General features: G+C 28.8%; 21 protein-coding genes. 13 read left to right on the plus strand and 8 right to left on the minus strand.

The features are described 5' to 3' along the window. Nucleotides 1-45 precede the first annotated feature (45 nt). Complete coding sequence (locus H6553_07915; protein ID MCB9033747.1) at nucleotides 46-4,803, plus strand: hypothetical protein; 4,758 nt, start codon at nucleotides 46-48, stop codon at nucleotides 4,801-4,803. A gap of 116 nt (nucleotides 4,804-4,919) precedes the next feature. Here the strand turns inward: H6553_07915 and H6553_07920 are convergent, their stop codons facing one another. Next, nucleotides 4,920-5,804: a hypothetical protein gene (locus tag H6553_07920; protein ID MCB9033748.1), complete on the minus strand. Its 885-nt coding sequence runs from the start codon at nucleotides 5,802-5,804 to the stop codon at nucleotides 4,920-4,922. A 141-nt stretch (nucleotides 5,805-5,945) separates the two neighbouring features. Between H6553_07920 and H6553_07925 the strand changes: the two genes are divergently transcribed. The 6 genes from H6553_07925 to xerD all read left to right on the plus strand — a co-directional run bounded on the left by H6553_07925 (nucleotide 5,946) and on the right by xerD (nucleotide 10,209). Beyond that, nucleotides 5,946-6,467 carry a hypothetical protein gene (locus H6553_07925; protein MCB9033749.1) on the plus strand — a complete coding sequence of 174 codons (522 nt, stop codon included), beginning with the start codon at nucleotides 5,946-5,948 and terminating at the stop codon, nucleotides 6,465-6,467. Nucleotides 6,468-6,470: 3 nt separating this feature from the next. Beyond that, nucleotides 6,471-6,644, plus strand: coding sequence for a hypothetical protein (locus H6553_07930; protein ID MCB9033750.1), 174 nt, complete (start codon nucleotides 6,471-6,473; stop codon nucleotides 6,642-6,644). A 230-nt stretch (nucleotides 6,645-6,874) separates the two neighbouring features. After that, entirely contained in the window at nucleotides 6,875-7,573 is a 699-nt protein-coding gene (locus tag H6553_07935; protein ID MCB9033751.1) for a glycosyltransferase, read from the plus strand. A 40-nt stretch (nucleotides 7,574-7,613) separates the two neighbouring features. After that, nucleotides 7,614-8,621 (plus strand): DUF288 domain-containing protein, encoded by a 1,008-nt coding sequence (locus tag H6553_07940; GenBank protein MCB9033752.1) that lies wholly within the window; start codon nucleotides 7,614-7,616, stop codon nucleotides 8,619-8,621. Nucleotides 8,622-8,652: 31 nt separating this feature from the next. Then, nucleotides 8,653-9,303: a hypothetical protein gene (locus H6553_07945; GenBank protein ID MCB9033753.1), complete on the plus strand. Its 651-nt coding sequence runs from the start codon at nucleotides 8,653-8,655 to the stop codon at nucleotides 9,301-9,303. Further along, nucleotides 9,304-10,209 carry a site-specific tyrosine recombinase XerD gene (gene xerD / locus H6553_07950; protein ID MCB9033754.1) on the plus strand — a complete coding sequence of 302 codons (906 nt, stop codon included), beginning with the start codon at nucleotides 9,304-9,306 and terminating at the stop codon, nucleotides 10,207-10,209. Between the two features lie 11 nt (nucleotides 10,210-10,220). On the opposite strand, the gene der is transcribed toward xerD, so the two are convergent. The 3 genes from der to H6553_07965 all read right to left on the minus strand — a co-directional run bounded on the left by der (nucleotide 10,221) and on the right by H6553_07965 (nucleotide 12,213). Continuing rightward, nucleotides 10,221-11,534, minus strand: coding sequence for a ribosome biogenesis GTPase Der (der, locus tag H6553_07955; GenBank protein MCB9033755.1), 1,314 nt, complete (start codon nucleotides 11,532-11,534; stop codon nucleotides 10,221-10,223). Between the two features lie 167 nt (nucleotides 11,535-11,701). Beyond that, a complete protein-coding gene (locus tag H6553_07960; GenBank protein ID MCB9033756.1) occupies nucleotides 11,702-12,007 on the minus strand; it encodes a type II toxin-antitoxin system RelE/ParE family toxin in 306 nt (101 codons plus the stop codon). Next, a complete protein-coding gene (locus H6553_07965; GenBank protein MCB9033757.1) occupies nucleotides 12,001-12,213 on the minus strand; it encodes a hypothetical protein in 213 nt (70 codons plus the stop codon). Before H6553_07965 ends, H6553_07960 begins: the two co-directional genes overlap by 7 nt. Before the next feature lie 223 nt (nucleotides 12,214-12,436). Here H6553_07965 and H6553_07970 point away from each other — a divergent pair, with 223 nt between their 5' ends. Continuing rightward, the gene (locus H6553_07970; GenBank protein MCB9033758.1) at nucleotides 12,437-14,227 is read left to right on the plus strand and encodes an ATP-binding cassette domain-containing protein; all 1,791 of its coding nucleotides are present in this window, start codon (nucleotides 12,437-12,439) and stop codon (nucleotides 14,225-14,227) included. Nucleotides 14,228-14,277: 50 nt separating this feature from the next. On the opposite strand, the gene H6553_07975 is transcribed toward H6553_07970, so the two are convergent. After that, a complete protein-coding gene (locus H6553_07975) occupies nucleotides 14,278-15,027 on the minus strand; it encodes a polyprenol monophosphomannose synthase (GenBank protein MCB9033759.1) in 750 nt (249 codons plus the stop codon). Between the two features lie 64 nt (nucleotides 15,028-15,091). Continuing rightward, entirely contained in the window at nucleotides 15,092-16,447 is a 1,356-nt protein-coding gene (locus tag H6553_07980) for a peptidoglycan synthetase (GenBank protein ID MCB9033760.1), read from the minus strand. Between the two features lie 230 nt (nucleotides 16,448-16,677). Between H6553_07980 and ytxJ the strand changes: the two genes are divergently transcribed. The 3 genes from ytxJ (at nucleotide 16,678) to lipA (ending at nucleotide 18,685) form a co-directional block, all read left to right on the plus strand. Continuing rightward, complete coding sequence (gene ytxJ / locus H6553_07985) at nucleotides 16,678-16,992, plus strand: bacillithiol system redox-active protein YtxJ (GenBank protein ID MCB9033761.1); 315 nt, start codon at nucleotides 16,678-16,680, stop codon at nucleotides 16,990-16,992. A gap of 87 nt (nucleotides 16,993-17,079) precedes the next feature. Then, nucleotides 17,080-17,823, plus strand: coding sequence for a hypothetical protein (locus H6553_07990; protein MCB9033762.1), 744 nt, complete (start codon nucleotides 17,080-17,082; stop codon nucleotides 17,821-17,823). 1 nt (nucleotide 17,824) lies between these two features. Further along, a complete protein-coding gene (gene lipA, locus H6553_07995) occupies nucleotides 17,825-18,685 on the plus strand; it encodes a lipoyl synthase (GenBank protein ID MCB9033763.1) in 861 nt (286 codons plus the stop codon). A gap of 57 nt (nucleotides 18,686-18,742) precedes the next feature. Here the strand turns inward: lipA and H6553_08000 are convergent, their stop codons facing one another. Both H6553_08000 and H6553_08005 read right to left on the minus strand, forming a co-directional pair. Then, nucleotides 18,743-18,919: a hypothetical protein gene (locus H6553_08000; protein ID MCB9033764.1), complete on the minus strand. Its 177-nt coding sequence runs from the start codon at nucleotides 18,917-18,919 to the stop codon at nucleotides 18,743-18,745. Between the two features lie 98 nt (nucleotides 18,920-19,017). Next, entirely contained in the window at nucleotides 19,018-19,905 is an 888-nt protein-coding gene (locus tag H6553_08005; protein MCB9033765.1) for a 3-hydroxybutyryl-CoA dehydrogenase, read from the minus strand. A 196-nt stretch (nucleotides 19,906-20,101) separates the two neighbouring features. Here H6553_08005 and H6553_08010 point away from each other — a divergent pair, with 196 nt between their 5' ends. Further along, a complete protein-coding gene (locus tag H6553_08010; protein ID MCB9033766.1) occupies nucleotides 20,102-20,353 on the plus strand; it encodes a hypothetical protein in 252 nt (83 codons plus the stop codon). A 1-nt stretch (nucleotide 20,354) separates the two neighbouring features. Continuing rightward, a complete protein-coding gene (locus tag H6553_08015) occupies nucleotides 20,355-20,780 on the plus strand; it encodes a PIN domain-containing protein (protein ID MCB9033767.1) in 426 nt (141 codons plus the stop codon). Nucleotides 20,781-20,815 lie beyond the last annotated feature (35 nt).

The following is a 20,815-nucleotide window of genomic DNA, read 5'->3' on the forward strand; positions in this document are numbered from 1 at the left end:
TAATTGTTATAAATACCGTAATTTTGTTGCAGTTGCAAAGGTAATATGAAAAAAGGACTTAAATACATTTCAATAGCACTAATAACATTGTTGTTTTTGCTCATAATTGTATTTTTTACTTCGGCATATTTAGTACAACAACCAAAAGTACAAACATGGTTGGTGGGTAAAGCAACAAAGTACCTGACAGAAAAAACAAAATCAGATGTTGATATTGAAAGTGTAGACATTAAGTTTTTTAAAACATTATCACTTAAAAATGTATATGTATCTGACAAATATAAAGATACATTGTTTTTTGCTAAGAATGTTGATGTAACACTTAATTTAGGTAAGACATTAAAAAGTCAAATTACTAGCATCAAAGACGGAAAGTACTATTTTAAAGATGTAGCAATAGATAGTCTGCTTGTAAATGCATATCGAACGGAAAATGATAGCTTATATAATTTTTCAAACATTATTGATGCCTTTACACCAAAAGAACCAAAACCTAAAAAAGACAAAAAGAAAACACCTATTGTAATTGATTTAAAGAATCTACAACTGTCTAATGTTCATCTTACTATGGATGATAAATATGCAGATAATAAATTCGAACTGCTATTAAGTGATTTAAATGTTGATGTAGAGAAATTAGACTTAGCCAATAAAATTATATATGTAGATGATGTAAATATAGTTAAGCCACAGTTTTATCTAACACTCTATAACTTAAAAGAGAAAGATAAAAACAAAGTACACAAACCATTTATGCCAGAAAATATTGGGCTCAATATTAAAGTAAAGCAATTAACAATGGAAGATGGTTTATATGCAATGAACATGAATGGCAAAAATCAAAAAGTTGGTAAATTGGATATTAGTAATATGCGTGTGCAACAAATTAATTTAGATGCAACAAATTATTCTTGGGATTCTACAGGAATGAAACTCAATATCAAAAATCTAAGTACTAATCTAAAAGACAATATTCAAGTAAAGCACATAGAAGGAAATGCGTATTTAGATAATGGAGCTATTCGACTAAATGATGCTAAAATTGCTTTGAATGAAAGTAAAGTAAACGGAGATTTTGCACTACAATTTAAATACGGTTGGGACAGTTTTAAAAACTTTGAAGATGCAGTAATGTTGTCTGCAAACCTAAACAATACAACAGTTTACAAAAAAGATATAACACAGTTTGTGCCAAGCATAGATAAATATTTACCAGAAAAAGTACAAACTAATATACAAGCAAAAGGTTATTTAAGCGATTTAAAAATAAGTCAGCTACAATTACAAACAGGTAATATTACTAAAATAGATATTAATGGAACTATAAAAGGGTTGCCAAAAATCAATCAAACTATTTTAGATTTAAATGTAAAACAGCTCAAAACTAGTACGCAAGACTTACAAAAAATACTACCATTTGTAAAGCTACCAGAACAAGTTGCCAATGCAGGAAATATTCAGTTCAGTGGAATTTTTAAAGGAAAAGTAGATGATTTTTATACTAAAGGAAGACTAATTACTGATAACTTAGGTACTCTTGATGCTGACATATATATGAAATTACCTAAAGGAAAACAACCACAGTACAAAGGAAATGTAACAGCTATTGGTTTAAACTTAGCAGAAATTACAGGCAATAGCAAGTTATTAGGTACAGTAGACTTAAATATTGATGCCAATGGTGCTGGATTTGATATAAAAAATCTAGAAACAGATATTAAAGGAACAATTAGAAATTTATATTTAAATGGCTTTGTCTTTGATAAAATAGATGTTGCTGGTCGACTAGAAAAGAAAAAGTTTACAGGTAAAGCATTCTTCGATGATGATTGTTTTTTAATTGATTTCAATGGTTTCGCAGACTTCAATCAAACGATACCAAAATATGCTTTTGAAACAAGTATTAAAAATGCAGATTTACATAAACTCAACTTGTCTAAAGACACTTTCTTAATTTCTTTAGATGGAAAAATACAAGGAGAAGGAATTAAGTTAGATGAAATAAATGCTAATGGTATATTTAAAAATATTATAGTACAAAATAATATCAATATGATTACGCTTTCTGATGTTACTGCAAACATAGAAAGTAAAGATAAATACAAGCACTATTCATTAAAATCTAACGAAGCAGTTGTAGATATAAAAGGCGAGTTCGATCCATTAACTATTGTTCCTTCTGCAAAAGTATATCTACAAAACTATTCTAAACTTATTAAACCAACAGTTAAAGATTATGCCAATAACAAAAATCAAGACATCAATTTAACTGCAAAACTCTACTCTAACTTTAGTGAAGTTTTTAAAGTATTTATACCTAAACTTTACCATGTTAGCGATTTAGATTTAACAGCTCAATTCAACAATCAAAAAAATGTACTTAATTTTGATGTGCTTTCAGATTCACTCAACTACGACGGAATAGCTTTCAAAAAAATATCATCTTATGGATACAATCAAGATGATGAACTCTTAACAACACTTTCATTAGATAATATTAAAAAAGATAAATTTTTATTTAATGATATTACTGTCGATATTAACAGTTCTACAAAACAATTACTTTCTTCAATTTATATTGAAAACGATACTGCAAAAAACTCAGTACACCTAGAATCACTCATTGATTTTAATAAAGATACTACACTTATCCAAATCACCGATTCTAAATTAAAACTAAACAACAAAATTTGGACTATACAAAAAAATAACTTTATTAAAATAATGGGAACCAATTTTATTACGCAAAATTTCTCATTTATTAATGACAATCAATCAATTTCTGTTGTTAATGGTAGCAACTCGTTGGCAGATTTAAATGTAGTAGTTAAAAATTTAAACCTAAGTGATATTGCTCAAATTGTAGATACTTCTGGCAACTTTAAAAGTGGCGAACTCAACGGAAATATTAATCTAAAAAATATATTAACTCAACTAGAAGCAACTGGTAATTTACAAATCAATAAATTTCAATATCAAGATTTTTATATAGATAAAATAATGGCAGATGCAATTTATGGTAGAGATGGCAAGAAAAGAATTGAACTTGGCGGAAATGTAATTGATACTAATTATAGCTTGGCTCTAAATGGATTTATTAGCTTAGAAGAAAAAGGTAAAGAATATATAGAACTATATACTGATATTGATAGATTAGATATGAGTTTTCTTAAATTATTCTTAGGAAAAGAACTCGATATAGAACATAGTTATGTTGGTGGTAGCGTAAAAGTTTCTGGCGATCTTAAAAATATTGTGCTAGAAGGTCAAGCAAAATTCTTACAAGATGCTCGACTAAAACTCAATTACTTAGGAACAATATTTAACATTCCAAAAAACGAAACTATTACACTCAATAAAAGTGGTTTTGATTTTGGACAAATTACTGTTTTTGATGATTACGGAAATTCAGCACTATTACAAGGAAAGCTATTACATCAAGGATTTAAAAACTTTGAAGTAAGTAAAGCCAATTTAGATGCAACGACTGGTTATAATTTTATGAATACTACTTACGAAGAAAATCAAGATTTCTACGGAAAAGTATTTGCAGAAGGTATAGTAGATATCAATGGTCCTTTTGAAAATTTATTTATAGATGTTACTGCAAGAACATTACCTAATACAGTCTTTAATCTTCCTGTAAGTAATAAAGCAATAGATGAAGGATATAGTTATATTAAATTTTTTGATCCAAATGATACCTTAAAAGTCATTGAAGATAAAATAAAAACTAATGGAATTAATATTGATATGGAACTAGAAGCAACACCAGATGCTCAAGTCAATATTATTTTAAATCCAAGCAATAACGACAAAATTGTTGGCTACGGAAGCGGCGACTTAACCATGCAATTAAAAAGAGGTGGCGAATTAACTTTAAACGGAACTTATGATATTTCTAAAGGAAGTTACGACTTCAAATTTCAAAGTATCATCTCTAAAAAGTTTATTGTACAACCAGGCGGTAAAATTATCTTTAGTGGAAATCCATTAGATGCAGTACTAGATTTAAATGCTCAGTATGTAGTACGAAATGCATCACTACGAAATATTGTAGATAGTACATCACCAATTGCTAATAAAAGTGTTGATGTAACTTTAAATATGTATATAACAAATACATTACAAAATACTGAAATAAACTTTGATATTACTCAAGGAAGTACAGGAATTTCATCACTATCTGATGAATTAAAACAAGCACTAGACATCATCAATAGCAATAAAAACGAAGTGTACAATCAAGCATTTGGTTTGTTATTATTCAACTCATTTTTACCAAGTGGTTTGCTCAATAATTCCAATCAACAATTTACAGGTTATACCAATTCACTCACCGAATTTGTCTCAGGTCAACTATCCAACTTGTTAACACAAGGAATAAGTAAAGTAGTAAAAGGAGCATCTCTAGATGTTTTATTGAAAGATTTAGAATCAGACTCAAGGCAATTTGGATTTAGCTACAAGCAAGAGTTGTTTAACAGTCGATTGATTTTTACCGTAGGAGGAAATGTTAACTTTGGAGCAGCAACTTCTACAGCAAGTATTAATAATTTAAATGCTGGTTCCAACTCTACTTTTACCAGCGATTTCGTGCTAGAATATCTAGTAACACCAGACGGAAGAATTCGTTTAAAAACCTTTGCAAAAACAGGCGATTTCGATATCGTTAATCAAGACAGATTACGAACTGGCGGTGCAATTAGTTTCCAAAAAGACTTTGATAAACTAAAAGAATTGTTTAAAACTAATAAGAAAAAGAAACCAACAGATGACACACTCACAACACCATTACCGTAAGTTATTTTAAGCAAATCTGTTGTAAATATAAACACAAGACTAAATTTTTAACATCATTATAAATATAAATTAATTGTATTAACCAAATGCACTTAAGTGGTATTAATGCTCTACATTCAAATAATTTTCTTCTTCTTAAACCATGCATAAATACATATAGAAATTACTAGCATACTTCCCATAGTAATATAATAACCATTCTTAGATTTTAACTCTGGCATATTATCGAAATTCATACCATAAATTCCAGCAATAAAAGTCAATGGTAAGAAAAAAGCAGAAAAAATAGTCAACAGTTTCATTACATCATTACTTTTTTGAGCATTAAACGATAAATAAGTATTGGTTAAGTTAATTGCATCATCTAAAACTTCGTCGTAAGTCAACGATAAACTAAACAAACTATCTTTTATATCTTGTAAAGCCGTTAGGTTCTCTCCTTTTACTTCTATGTGATTAATTACATTCTGACTAATCTGTAGCAATTTCTTAGTAATTCTCGATTGCGATTTGTAGAAATACAATTCTTCTAAAGACACTTTTTCAAAGTCTTTCAAAAAAATAGTTTGCTCCATTTTATCAACTTGTTCTGCTAAAAATTTAGATGGCTTATCAAAAGAGTCAATCATTTTATGAATAATATACAATAATAACTGTTCTGCACTTTTAAAATCGTAGTCTATATCTAATAAAAAATCAAACTTTTTAGTATGCACTGTAATAATTTGATTTTCATTATAAAAAAAAGCAATCTTATTAGATAACTCGTTGATTGTACTAATTCTATTACTTACATTGTTTGAAGAATAAGCTCTTAAAATGATAAAATTATAATTGGTTTGCTGTTCAAACTTAGGTAAGTGTCCAGTTTCCAAACTATCTTTTATCTGATAAATATCTAAACCATACTCTTTAGCTATTGATTTTAGTTTTACTTTTTCTGGTTGGCAAATATCTACCCAAGTAAAATTTTCAAATGTCTTTTTATTGATGTAATTCATATGATAAAAATAAAATTAAAACTACATAAAAAATTAAATACTTTTAATATAGTTAATCTACTACGAATTGTATAATACTAATTAGTATAAAGCTTAAATTTACAACTTGCCAAACAAAGATAATTTTTATAATTTAGTAGTGTGAGCAAACGAAGAAAAATAGAGCTTGGTTTTGAGGTTGACAAGCTAACAAATTCAATTGAAAATGTTAGGTCTGGAGATAGCTTTCCAACTGAAATTTCACTTTTAACTAAAACTGAAATTAGAAATATAACAAAAAAAAACGGTTGGCAATTTAATTGGACTTCAGAGTTTAAAAATCCATTAAGAGAAGTATATAAGCTAACAATTACAAATAATCCTAATATTATTCAAGGGTTAATAAGTTTAGAAGTAAAATCAGATCATGTTTATATGCACTTAATAGAAAGTGCACCTTTCAACATCGGAAAAAATAAATCATATTTAGGCGTTTCAGGAAATCTTGTTGCCTTTGCGTGCAAACTTTCCTTTCAACGAGGTGGAGAAGGTTATGTATCATTTTTATCTAAAACAAAACTCATAGAACATTATGAAAAAAGTTTAGGAGCAATACATTTTGGTGGTCATAAAATGATTATTACCACAGAAGCAGCTTTAAAATTAACTAATAAATATTTTTAAATTATGGAATTAATAAGAGAACCTCTTCATATAGATTTTGTAGTAGATTCAAGACCATTGACTAAGCAAGAAGAGCAAGCATTTAGCAACTTTATTCGTGCTGATAAAGAAAAACGAAAAATGCAGAAACTTAAAAAGAAAACAACTACAAATGTAAAAAAGAAACAACCTATCTAAATATATAATTTATAAAATAACAAATAGCATAAAATAATCTATATTCTATAAATTTAGCAACAGGATTTTCTATCACATTAAAGATAAAAACTTAGCTTTTGTATTTTTATCTCTTGTATTTTATAAATTCCTAAACATGAAATATGCAATTTGATTTTTCATTATTTTAATTATTTTTGTCTTAAATAAAACCTATGTACTTATACACCAATTGGGCTGCTACTATTCCTATGGCAAACGAAGAAGATAATTTTGAAGAGTTTAGCGATTTACTAACAAGAGTGCTCGATGTTATTGGTACAGGTAAAATCTATTTTGTGCTAGACAACGCTTCTAAAGACAATACACTACAAATGGCTAAAGATTTGGCTACTAAAGACAGTCGTTATGAAGTAATTTTTGCACCAGAAAATAAAAATGTGGTAGATGCGTATCTAAAAGGATTTCAAGTTGCTTACGATAATGGTCATGATATTATTATTGAAATGGATGCTGGATTGTCTCACGATCCAAGAGCTTTGCCAATGTACTTAAGAGTTTTAAACGAAGGCAATGAATGTGCTTTTGGTTCAAGATTTATAAAAGATGGCTCTATGGGCGATTCTCCTTGGAATCGTAGAATGTTATCTAAAACAGGAACTGTTTTGGCTAATATTTTACTAGGAACTCGTTTGTATGATATGACTTCTGGTTTTCAAGGATTTCATAGAGATATTATAGGTAAACTATTACAATATCCATTAAAATCTAGAGCTCATTTTTACCAAACAGAAATTAAATATTTGTGTAGAAAAAAACGAATTGCAGAAATACCCATTCACTATCAAGCACCATCTCCAAGAGTATCTCAATCTGCTATAAAAAATGCCTACGGAACACTTTTCTATTATTTTATAGAACGATTAAAAGGCAATAAACCAACCATTTAATTAGAATTAGATAAAAATTTGATAATCAATAAACTAAAATATGTCAGCTAAAGCTTTAATTATTACATCAATTGCAGATGATAAACATCCAGTATTGCAATCATATGCTAAAGATTGCGTAGAAAAAAACATACATTTCATCTGTATTGGAGATACTAAATCACCAGAAAATTTTACTATTGATGGTTGCGATTTTTGGTCTGTTGACAGACAGTTAGCAACCGAGTTTGAGTTCGCAAAGCTATGTCCAACTAAACACTATACCAGAAAAAATATTGGTTATTTGCTCGCAATGAAAAATGGCTATGAAGAAATTGTAGAAACCGATGACGACAATTTACCTAAAAGCGATTTTTGGAATGCTAAAACTAGAACAGTTACAGCTCATGATATTCAACATACTGATTGGGTAAATGTATATCGTTTTTTTAGCGATGCATTTATTTGGCCAAGAGGTTTGCCATTAGAAGAATTACAAAAAGCAACACCAGATTTAAGTCAATACGAACAAAAGCCAATTGATTGTCCAATTCAACAAGGACTAGCAGATGAAAATCCAGATGTAGATGCTGTTTATCGACTCACCTATCCTCTGCCTTTAAATTTTAATAAAGGATTGCAAGTTGCTCTTGGTAGAGATGCTTGGTGTCCTTTTAATAGTCAAAACACTTATTGGTACAAAGATGCTTTTCCTTTATTGTACTTGCCAGCTTATTGTAGTTTTAGAATGACCGATATTTGGAGAAGTTTTGTTGCACAAAGAATTGCTTGGGAAAATGGTTGGAGCATCTTGTTTCATGAAGCTACTGTTTGGCAAGAAAGAAATGAACATAATCTACTAAAAGATTTTGAAGACGAAATTCCAGGTTATTTAAACAATGCCAAAATTGCTAAAGAACTAGCAGCATTACCAATAAAAGGTGGAAAGGAGAATTTACTAGATGATTTAACACTGTGCTATCAAATGCTTACAGATAAAGGTTTTGTAGGCAAAGAAGAAATGGCTTTGGTAAATGCATGGTGTAATGATATTAGAAAAATGAGCTAAAAAACAAATTATATTGTATTTTTAGCTTATTGTGAATCTACAAAACACAAAATATGAATTACAAAATATCATTTCAGGAACGAGCAGCTCTAGCCATGATGCACTTATCCAAGCAATTGCCAACTACCTTAGCAATGGCAAAAGAACAAGTCCAATGGCTAAAGAAAAACACCAAAACAAAGCAAAAGAAACAAGTAAATTAATACAATTCGCTACCCTAAATAATTTGCTTTTCGAAACTATTGATACTCAAAAATTTATATCAAGTGGTGCTGAACAAAAAGTTTTTATTAAAGATGAATTTCATGTAATTAAACTTAATGATGCAATATATTATGCTTCTTGGCAAGATTATTTCTATAGCTTGTTACTCAATAATTATTTTTTTGCAGATACAGCATATCAACTATTAGGATTTTACTTAGAAGAAAATAATTGTTATGCTGTAGTAGAACAAGCATTTGTTAGAGCAGATAGCTTAACGGATTTAACTCAAGTCAAAACATTTTTAAATAATAATGGATTTATAAACACTAGAAATAATGATTATTATAATGCTGAACTTGGCATTATTTTAGAAGATTTACATGATGAAAATGTATTAACTAAAAACAATATTCTTTATTTTATAGATACTGTATTTTATATAAATCCAAGTGAGTTTTGGAAAGAAATTAATTAAATGAATTGGCAGCACTATATTAAAAATTTTGAAGCTTATTTAAAAGTAGAGAAGTCGCTTTCTGCAAATTCAATTGATGCATATTTACATGATGTTCAATTACTTAATACCTATAACTTAATTCAAAACTCTAGTAAGTTGCCAGAAGCTATTACACTCAATGATTTAGAACTGTTTTTAGCTTATTTGTATGATTTAGGTTTAAACGATCGTTCTCAAGCTAGAATTATTTCTGGTATCAAAGCATTTTTCAAGTACTTATTGCTTGATGATATGATTCAGCAAGATCCTGCTTATTTGCTAGAAGCTCCAAAACTCAGTAAAAAATTGCCAGATACTTTGAGTTTCTACGAAATTGAACAATTGATTGGTGCTTTAGATTTATCAATAGACAAAAATATTCGCAATAAAGCGATGCTAGAAACTTTGTATAGTTGTGGTTTGCGTGTAACTGAGTTAATCAATCTGCGATTATCGTATATTTATAGAGATGTTGAATTTATACGAGTAATTGGTAAAGGCGATAAAGAAAGACTTGTACCAATTGGTTATGATGCTTTAAAACACATAGATATTTATATTAATACAGTTAGAAACCAATTAAAAATTCCAGAAAAATACAATGATATATTATTTTTGAGTAGAAATGGAAAACCTATGAGTAGAGTGATGGTTTTTTATGTAATTAAGGAATTGGCTCAAAAAATTGGACTACAAAAAAATATCAGTCCGCATACTTTTAGACATTCTTTTGCTACACATTTAATTGAAGGTGGTGCAGACTTACGAGCTGTACAGCAAATGCTAGGACATTCTTCAATTACAACAACAGAAATATATACACATCTAGATCAACAATACCTAAAAGAATCATTGTCATTGCATCATCCACGATTTAGAAAGTAGCTACTACGCTCCTATTTTTGTCTGAAGAAAATATTGATAGGCACACCACTTAAATTAAAGTTGGCTCTTAGTCTATTTTCTAAGTAATTTTTATATGGTAGTTTTAAATATTTTGGATGATTACAGAAAAAAGCAAAACTTGGTGTTTTGGTTGGTAATTGTGTAATGTATTTTATTTTTATATACTCTCCACGATAAGCTGGTGGTGGATATTTTTCTATTTCTTTTAACATTACTTCGTTCAACTGACTCGTAGGAATTTTTATTGTTTTTGCTTTGTAAACAGCCATTACTTCATCGAGTAGTTTATGTATTCTTTGCTTTTCTAAAGCAGATATAAATACAATAGGTACATCTCTAAATGGAGCTAATCTATCTTTAATTTTTTCAGTGTACTCAATATGTGTATTGGTTTCTTTTTCAATAGCATCCCATTTATTTACAGCAATAACAATACCTTTTCTTTTATTCTGAATGAGTTTAAAAATCTTCAAATCTTGTGCTTCAATACCATCGTTAGCATCTATTACTAATACACAAACATCTGCTTCATCTATAGATTTAATGGCACGCATTACCGAATAAAATTCTAAATCTTCATGTACTTTATTTTTCTTGCGAATTCCTGCTGTGTCTATCAACAAAAACTCTTTTCCATATAAATTATAGTGTGTATGAATAGAATCTCTTGTTGTTCCTGCAATATCTGTTACTATGTTTCTTTCTTTTCCAATTAATGCATTGGTTAAAGTCGATTTTCCTACATTAGGTTGACCAAGAATTGCAATTTTAGGCAACTCATTTTCTTCGTCTTCTACAACAGCTTCTTCTTGTGGAATTTGTTCTGTAATAGCATCTAAAATCTCACCAGTTCCAGAACCACTTATAGATGACAACATAAACAGTTGTTCAAATCCAAGTGCATAAAACTCTGTTGCTAGTAATTGTCTGTCGTGATTATCTACCTTATTGACACATAGTAAAACTGGTTTATTGCTTTTTCTTAGCAATCGAGTTAATGCTTCATCTAAATCAGTAATTCCTGTAGTAACATCAACCATAAAAATTAGCAAATTAGCTTCTTCAATAGCAATTTTTACTTGTTCTTTAATGGCTTTTTCAAAAACATCATCAGAGTTTGGCACAAAACCACCTGTATCTATAATATTAAATGTTTTACCATTCCATTCGGTAACATCGTATAATCTATCTCTAGTAACACCACTTAAATCGTCGGTAATTGATTTTCTATATCCAACCAAACGATTAAACAAAGTAGACTTTCCTACATTTGGTCTACCAACTATTGCAACTGTATAACTCACGCTACAAAGATACGCTAATTTATTGCAAATTGAGTGATTGACTATTTCTTAATACCATGAATTGCACACATGGTTACTAATATTGAAGTATTTAATATTTCCTATACTAAAGAAGAATGTATTTTAGTATATTTAACTTTACATATTAATAATCGTTAATTATTTTATTAATAATCTTTAGGTTCTTGATGTGTGCTTCTTAATCTGATTATTCGAATATGATTTTTATAAATTCTAAAAACTATTCTATAATTATATAATTCATAATATCTGTAAGTCCCATCATTATTTTGTTTATATTTATCTTTAGCAAACCTTTCTGGATTTATTTCTAGTTGATTTGTAGATTGTACTATACCTTCTACTACTTTCTTTGCATTTTGTAATGAATCTTTTGCAATGTAATTGTATATGTTTCTTACTTGAGTTCTTGCAGTTTTATTCCAAACTACCACATATCTTTCTTCTACCATTTTTGAATTTCTTTTTCAAATACAGCTTGAGTTACATAATCTCCTTTTTCATATTCTTTTTCAGATGCTTCTATCTCCTTATTGTACTGTTCTATACTTATTCTTTCATCTCTATTTAAAAGTATATAAATAGCTTCTAGTATTTTTTCGTCATCTTCCATTGCAATTCTAGATTGTAATCTTTCTCTTAACTCTGCTGTACTCATAACTTTGCTTTTTACTAAGTTATACATTTTATTCTTTCTTTATTGTTAATTTATTTTATGAAGTTTTTAATAGTCGTATCTTATACTCTATCCCTGCATTTTTTACAATGAATTCAGCATAGAAAATATTCAAAATTTATTTTGCTCTTCTAAACGCTAATTAGTATTAAAAAATTACAATTAACTTTAACTAAATAGTATTATTGGTACTTTTGCCAAGCAAATGTCTAGACCTAGTTTTAAAAATTTACCAAAAAAAGAAGATATACTTAAAGCACTAAGCATATTTTCTTATATGAAACCTTATAAGTTTCTTTTTATCTTAGGAATTATTACACTGTTTCTCTCTAGTGTAACTGTAATGGCTTTTCCAAAGCTACTAGGTTCTATGATAGATGTCTCGGTTGGAAAATCTGATGATTTTATACAAAACAGAAATCAAGTAGTACTTATATTCTTATTGATTTTAGTAGCACAAGGTGTCTTTTCTTTTCTACGAGTATATATTTTTGCTAAAGTAAATGAGCCAGTTTTAGCTAATATTAGAAAAGATTTATATAATAAAATTATTTGTTTTCCAATGTCTTTTTTTGAAAAAACAAGAACTGGAGAATTACAAAGTCGGCTAACCAATGATGTAACTGCATTATCTGATATTCTATCTTTAACACTAGCTGAGTTTTTTAGACAATTTGCTATTTTAATTGTTGGAATAGGTTTATTGTTCTATACTTCTGTAAAGCTGACACTAATTATGCTGGCAACATTTCCTATAGTTATTGTACTAGGTATTTTGCTTAGTAGATTTATTAGAAATAATTCTAAAAATATTCAAGAAGCACTAGCTAAAGCCAATGTTGTTTTAGATGAAACACTTATGAGTATTCAGTCGGTAAAAGCATATACTAGAGAAGCTTATGAATCGCAAAGATATGCTACTGATATAGATGCCTCTAAACGATTAGGCATCATTAATGCTATTTTTAGAGGCGGATTTGTAACTTTTATTATTGTTGTTGTTTTTGGTGCAATTGTTTTTATTTTTTGGTCTGGAACTGGTATGGTAGAACAAAATCACATCGACCCAAATACTGGAATTACTCCTGGAAAATTGATTGAGTTTTTAATGTATACTATTTTTATTGGTGGATCTTTTGGTGGTTTAAGTGATTCTTTAGGACGAATTGTAAAAGCTATTGGTGCAACAGAACGCATTGTTGATATTTTAAATACACCAACAGAAACAGACATTAATAATTTTACGCCTTTAAAATTAGATGGCAATATTGTTTTTCAGAATGTAGCATTTGCATATCCAACAAGAAAAGACATTGACATTTTTAAAGATTTAAATCTTACCATAGAAAAAGGACAAAAAGTAGCTTTAGTTGGTCCTTCTGGTGCTGGAAAGTCGACTATTATACAGCTTATTTTAAAGTATTATGATGTAGACAGTGGCACAATAAGTATAGCTAATACTAATATTAATGATATTAATGTAAAACAACTACGAGATAATATGGCTATTGTACCGCAAGAAGTTTTATTATTTGGTGGAAGTATTAAAGAAAATATTTTATACGGAAAACTTGATGCTACAGATGAAGAAATTATTCAAGCTGCTAAACAAGCCAATGCACTAGAATTTATAGAACAATTTCCTGAAGGTTTGAACACTGTTGTTGGCGAAAGAGGTATAAAACTAAGTGGTGGTCAGCGACAAAGAATTGCCATTGCTAGAGCTATTTTAAAAAATCCGCCAATATTATTGCTTGATGAAGCTACTAGTAGTTTAGATGCAGAATCTGAACACTTGGTACAAGCTGCTTTAAATACTTTAATGGAAAATAGAACGACTATTATTATAGCACACCGATTATCTACTATTAGAAATGTAGATAAGATTTTAGTACTGAATCATGGTAAAATAGTAGAACAAGGTTCGCACGAAGAATTATCTACTCAAGATGGTTTGTATAGCAACTTATTAAAACTGCAATTTCAGTTGAATTAAAGTTATTTGAATATATCCTATACATAATGCATATATAGTATAAAGTTATCTTACTTTCTTAAATAGTTTTTATCTCTTTTGGCAGCAAGTTTCATTCTTATAACACCTAATGCAGCTTCTTTTACTATACTACCAGACATCTTTGAAACACCAACTTCTCTATCTTTAAAAGTTATAGGCACTTCAATAATATTTATTTTTTGTATCCAAACTGCAAACTTCATCTGTATTTGAAAAGCATATCCAACAAAATTAATTTGGTTTAAATCAATCTTGTTTAAAGTACCTTTAGTATAACACACAAAACCAGCAGTTGCATCTTTTACACGCATTCCTGTTACTATTCGTACATATTTAGAACCAAACAAAGAAATCAATAGTCGTTTAACTGGCCAGTTTACTACTGCACCATCTTTTATATATCTTGAACCAACAGCTAAACCAGCACCTTTATTTTCACAAGCATCAACTAATCTTAAAACATCATTTGGATTGTGCGAAAAATCAGCATCCATTTCTATAATATAATTATACTTTGCTTTGTCTAACGCCCATTTAAAACCAGTAATATATGCTGTACCTAAACCTAATTTTCCAGTTCTTTCAATAATGTGTACTCTATCAGGAAATTGTTGCATTAAACTTTTTACTACAGTTGCAGTACCATCTGGCGAACCATCTTCAATTACCAAAATTTCAAATCTATCAGATAAATTAAGAGTATAAGGAATAATATTGGCTATATTTTCCTTTTCATTATAAGTTGGTATGATGATGATACAATCTCTCAAAAAAAACATTTAAGCAATCAAAATTAAATAATATAATTCTGAATTCAATTAATACAGCATTGTATTTATGTTGCTATATCTTAAAATCACTAGCGGTTAGTCCACCAATATTGCCAGAACTCATTAATAATAAAACACTATTGAGTTCTATTTGTGCTAATATATTTTCTTTTAATGCTTTGGCATCATTCAATACAATAATGCTATCATCTCCAAAATTAGTTTGAATATATAGAGCATCAAAACCAGTTTTTCCTTTTATTTTTAATGCTGCTTCATCTAAAAATACCAATTTTATAGTAGCACTATCTAAACTGTTTTTATACTGATGAATAAAATTTTCTTGTAAAGAACTATAAGTATGCATTTCAAAAACAGCTATAATTTTTCTATTTGGATATTGTGTTTTTACTGCATCAACAGTAGCTTTTAATTTGCTTGGTGCATGAGCAAAATCTCTATAAACAGCATATTTTTTATCAATGTTTTCATACTGCAATTCTAATCGTTTAGCAGCACCTTTAAATGTACTAATTGCATTTAACGCATCATTTTCATCAATACCTAATAATTTTGCTACTTCAAAGGCAGCTTTTAAATTCATTAAATTGTGTTTGCCAAATACTTTTATAGCAATTTTCTGTTGATGATAATTGATAATGGTTTGTTCGTCTTCTACTACAAAATTAAACGCTTTATAAGGAATTAAATTACACGATGGATTACTATCAATGACCAATTGTTTTAAAACATCATCTTCTTCATTATAAATTAAATATCCATTTTTATCTATTGATAAAATAAACTGTTTAAAGGCATCTAAATAACTTTCAAAAGTTGGAAACACATTAATATGATCCCAAGCAATTCCAGAAATTATTGCAATATTTGGATGATAATGTAAAAACTTACTTTTTAAATCTAAAGGAGAAGTTAAATATTCATCTCCTTCTATAATAATATTTTTTGCAGTGTTCGATGTTTTAACCATATACTCAAAACCATCTAACTGTGCACCAACTAAATAATCAAAATCAATTTTTTGTTGAAGTAAAATATGCATAATCATAGCAGTAATAGTTGTCTTACCATGACTTCCTGCTACTACAACTCTGTTTTTGTCTTTACATGTTTCATAAATAAATGCAGGAAATGAATATATTGGAATATTTAATGCTTGTGCTTGTAACAACTCAGGATTATCTGCTTTAGCATGCATTCCTAAAATAACTGCATTTATATTGCTAGTAATCTTTTCAGGAAACCAACCCAATTCATTTGGTAAAATATTAGCTTTAGCTAAATTCGTTTTTGCAGGATCAAAAATAGCATCATCAGAACCTGTAACAATATTGCCTTGTGCCTTTAAGTGTAGTGCTAACTGATGCATTACTGCACCACCAATTGCTATAAAGTGATATTTTGCCATAATTTGTTAAAAAACAATTAAAGTATTAATAAGTATTCGTATTTAAAAATAAACACACAATATATTTTATAGTTTTGAGTTTTTAAACTAAAAAAGATGAAAAAAGTAAAAATATTTTTAGCAGTAGTAGCAGCAACAGCTTTATTAACTATGTCTTGTCATAGAAAAAGTGGTTGTCCTGGTTTTTCAAGCGATAAGAACAAAATAGAAAAACAAGAAAAATCTGTTTAATGCTTAATTGGTTGCCATTAACAACAGAACAAGAATTCCATAATTTATATGAGCAAGAAAGTCCATTTGCTGTATTTAAACATTCTACAAGATGTTCAATTAGCAGTATGGCAAAAAATCGTATAGAAAAAGAATGGAATTTAGATATTCCTATCTACTATTTAGATTTGATAGAATATCGCTCTGTTTCAAATGATATTGCAACTACATCTGGCATACATCACGAAAGTCCACAATTAATTGTTTTTAAAGATAAAACTGTAGCTTATCATGCAAGTCATAATTTTATTTTTGTTAACGATATTGTGATTTGATACTAATTTCTTTCTTATCTCTATAATTTAAACTATTTTAGTACTAAATTGTTTTAAATGTCGATGTATCGTTCATTAAAAAATATAATGCTATTACTTTTTGTAATAGTAAGTACTAGTATTATAGCACAAGATATTTATAGTTACGATACCAATAATGAAGAAACATATTATAGAAAATCGTGGAGAGTTGGTGGTTTTCTACAAAGCAATGGTATTGGCTTTGGTGCTACTTTAACCAATGGCAAGCAAAAAAGAAGTGCTTTATTATATCAATTTGATTGGGCTTATTTTTTTCATAGTAATGAGAAAAAAAGAAATTCAAGATACACACCAGGCGATTTAGTAAAAAAATACTACTACGGAAAAATAAATTCTTTAATGGCAATTCATGCAGCAGTTGGTCAAGAAATAATATTGGCTAATAAAGCAGAAAAAAACGGTGTAATGATTTCATTTAGTTATGCAGGTGGTTTTACGCTTGGCATTTTAAAACCATATGAACTTACTATTTGTACTGATATAACTAATAGCACTTGTACTGATTTTGCTTATATGTCTTATGATGAAGCTGGTGCCGATTTCTTAAATCCTGATTTAATTATTGGTTCTGCTGGCTTTGGAAAAGGTTGGCAACTAAAATTTAGACCTGGATTACATTTAAAAACTGGAATTTCTTTTGATTGGGGAAAAGCATCGAGTTTAATTAAAGTAATAGATGTAGGTGCTGCTTGCGATTTTTATTTTAAAGACTTACCCATCATGATTGATAATAACAAAGCATTTTATCCGAGTGTATATTTAGGATTCTCCTTAGGTAAACGAAAATAACATGGCAGATATTAATGAAATAAAAAGAACTCCTAAACCTAAATGGCTTAAGGTTAAATTGCCTATTGGTGAAAACTATAGAAATGTAAAAGCCATTGTTAACGATTATAAGTTACACACAATTTGTCAGAGTGGTAACTGTCCGAATATGGGAGAATGTTGGGGAGCTGGTACTGCAACATTTATGATTTTAGGAAATGTATGCACAAGATCTTGCTCTTTTTGTGCAGTAGCTACAGGTAGACCTTTTACTATTGATGAAGAGGAACCAAAACGAGTAGCAGAAGCAGTACGACTAATGAATTTAAAACACGCCGTGATTACTTCTGTAAACAGAGATGAATTAAAGGACAAAGGTGCTAGAATATGGTACGAAACAGTAAAAGAAATTAAAGCACAATCGCCACAAACTACTATAGAAACACTAATTCCAGATGTTAAAGCCAATTGGGATGCTTTAGAATTGATGATTAGTGCTGGACAAGAAATTGTGTCGCATAATATGGAAACAGTAGAACGGTTGTATAGAAAAGTACGACCACAAGCCAAATACGAAAGAAGTTTAGAACAAATAAAAAGAACCAAAGCATTTGGAAAAAGAACAAAATCTGGTATTATGGTTGGCTTAGGTGAAACCAAAGAAGAAGTATTTGCTATTATGGACGATTTAGTAGCAAATGGCTGTGATGTATTAACCATTGGTCAGTACTTACAACCAACAAAAATGCATTTAGCAGTAGATGAATTTATACATCCAGATATTTTTGAAGAATATAAAACCGTTGGTTTACAAAAAGGATTCAACTTTGTAGAAAGCGGTGCTTTAGTCCGTTCTTCTTACCATGCCGAAAGACATGTGTAGTATATTTAAATAAACTAAATTAGATTAAAAAAACATACTAATTTGTATTAGTTTTTATTAATATTTCTCAATATTCAAACTACCTTCTACTCTTGTGCAATTTGGATAATTAATAGGAAATGAATCTAATTCTGACTGTCTAGTTATGGTTATTACTGTATTATATGGAATACAATCATCTGCTAAAATATTAAACTGCCAAAGGAAGAGTAGTATTAAAAGGTATTTTTTCAAAGCATTAGTTTTGCTGTATAAATATACTGTATTTTTTTATACTTGCAAATGTATTTGGGTGGTTTTAATATATCATATAACAACAATTCTGCTATGTTTTAGCTAAACGAACTACTCACTATCAAGTCTTTACTGCCTTTTGTATGTACATAAAAACCTTCGCCTGTTTTTACACCTAATTTATTGGCAGTAACCATATTCACTAATAAAGGACATGGTGCATATTTTGGATTGCCAAATCCGTTGTGTAGTACTTGTAAAATGGCTAAGCAAACATCTAATCCAATAAAATCTGCTAATTGCAATGGTCCCATTGGATGTGCCATTCCTAATTTCATTACAGTATCAATTTCGGTAACGCCAGCAACACCTTCGTAAAGTGTATAGATAGCTTCATTTATCATTGGCATTAAAATTCTATTGGCAACAAATCCAGGATAATCGTTTACCTCTACAGGAATTTTTTGTAGCGTTTTTGACAATTCCATAACGGATTGTGTTGTTTCATTAGAAGTAGCATAACCACGAATAACTTCTACTAATTTCATCACAGGAACTGGATTCATAAAATGCATACCAATTACTTTGTCTGCTCTTTTTGTAGCAGCACCTATTTTAGTAATAGAGATAGAAGAAGTATTGCTTGCTAAAATGGTATTTTCATTACAAAGCGTATCTAGTGATTGAAATATTTTTTCTTTGATAGTAAAATTTTCAGAAGCAGCTTCTACCACTAAATCTACATCAATAACACCATCTTCTAATTGCGTAAAAACTCCAATATTATTGAGTGTATTAATCTTATCGTTTTCGCTAATAATAGATTTTGCTATTTGTCGATCTAAATTTTTATGAATGTTGGTAATGGCATTTTGTAGTGCTTGTTCACTCACATCAATTAGGTTTACTTGAAAATTTTGTTGTGCAAAAACATGAGCAATTCCGTTTCCCATAGTACCTGCACCTATAACTGCTACTTTTTTTATGTTCATTTTACTTATTTTTGAAGCAAATTACAAATTTTAAATGATAAAATAAATAGATAATTAAAATATAAATAACTTATACTTTTTGTAGAAGAATTATTCAGAAAATACTAGTAAAAAGTAAATGAATTATTTGACTACTTAATTAGAAAAATCCGTATAGTTTAGTTATATTTGTCCGTATAAACTTAAGTGTATGGATACCAAACTTACATTAAAATTAAACAAAAATATAATTGTTAGAGCAAAAAAATATGCATCTAACAAACAATTAAGTTTATCAAGATTAATTGAAAATTATCTCGATTCATTAACTAAAGAACAGCAAGATGAGTTTGAAATTTCGCCTTTTGTAAAAAGTATTTCAAACGGAAAAAGCATTCAAAACAATGATGAAAAAATACTAAAGAAAGATTATATAGAATACCTTGATAATAAATATCAGTAAAATGCAAAAAGTATTTTTAGATACCAATATTGTGCTTGATGTGCTTGGCGAAAGAGAAAACTACTATGAAGCAGCCGCAAAAATATTAACTTTAGTAGATAAAAAGAAAATAAAAGTATATACTTCTCCTATTACTATTTCAACTACTTATTATTTGCTTACAAAATATGAAAATGAAAAATCGGCACTCGAAAAAATACGAAAATTTAAGATGTTATGTGCTATTTCTATGATGAATGATGAAGTTATTGAGAAAGCAATAAATTCTAATTTTAAAGACATAGAAGATGCTATGCAATATTTTAGTGCTATTGCTTCAAACTGCGACATAATAATTACAAGAAATGAGAAAGATTTTAAAAATGCTTTAATTCCTGTAATGAATGCAGAAAGTTATCTTCAAACATATAAAAATATAGTTAATTAATTTTAATTTATTAAAAACAGATGATAATTAGAGAA

This window comes from Chitinophagales bacterium (assembly GCA_020636535.1).
Taxonomy (GTDB): Bacteria; Bacteroidota; Bacteroidia; order Chitinophagales; family JADIYW01; genus JADJSS01.

Coding starts and splice junctions, on each gene's coding strand:
- H6553_07915 (MCB9033747.1), top strand. CDS start 46: ATGAAAAAAGGACTTAAATACATTTCAATAGCACTAATAACATTGTTG.
- H6553_07920 (MCB9033748.1), bottom strand. CDS start 5,804: ATGAATTACATCAATAAAAAGACATTTGAAAATTTTACTTGGGTAGAT.
- H6553_07930 (MCB9033750.1), top strand. CDS start 6,471: ATGGAATTAATAAGAGAACCTCTTCATATAGATTTTGTAGTAGATTCA.
- H6553_07935 (MCB9033751.1), top strand. CDS start 6,875: ATGGCAAACGAAGAAGATAATTTTGAAGAGTTTAGCGATTTACTAACA.
- H6553_07940 (MCB9033752.1), top strand. CDS start 7,614: ATGTCAGCTAAAGCTTTAATTATTACATCAATTGCAGATGATAAACAT.
- xerD (MCB9033754.1), top strand. CDS start 9,304: ATGAATTGGCAGCACTATATTAAAAATTTTGAAGCTTATTTAAAAGTA.
- H6553_07960 (MCB9033756.1), bottom strand. CDS start 12,007: ATGGTAGAAGAAAGATATGTGGTAGTTTGGAATAAAACTGCAAGAACT.
- H6553_07965 (MCB9033757.1), bottom strand. CDS start 12,213: ATGAGTACAGCAGAGTTAAGAGAAAGATTACAATCTAGAATTGCAATG.
- H6553_07970 (MCB9033758.1), top strand. CDS start 12,437: ATGTCTAGACCTAGTTTTAAAAATTTACCAAAAAAAGAAGATATACTT.
- H6553_07975 (MCB9033759.1), bottom strand. CDS start 15,027: ATGTTTTTTTTGAGAGATTGTATCATCATCATACCAACTTATAATGAA.
- H6553_07980 (MCB9033760.1), bottom strand. CDS start 16,447: ATGGCAAAATATCACTTTATAGCAATTGGTGGTGCAGTAATGCATCAG.
- ytxJ (MCB9033761.1), top strand. CDS start 16,678: ATGCTTAATTGGTTGCCATTAACAACAGAACAAGAATTCCATAATTTA.
- H6553_07990 (MCB9033762.1), top strand. CDS start 17,080: ATGCTATTACTTTTTGTAATAGTAAGTACTAGTATTATAGCACAAGAT.
- lipA (MCB9033763.1), top strand. CDS start 17,825: ATGGCAGATATTAATGAAATAAAAAGAACTCCTAAACCTAAATGGCTT.
- H6553_08010 (MCB9033766.1), top strand. CDS start 20,102: ATGGATACCAAACTTACATTAAAATTAAACAAAAATATAATTGTTAGA.
- H6553_08015 (MCB9033767.1), top strand. CDS start 20,355: ATGCAAAAAGTATTTTTAGATACCAATATTGTGCTTGATGTGCTTGGC.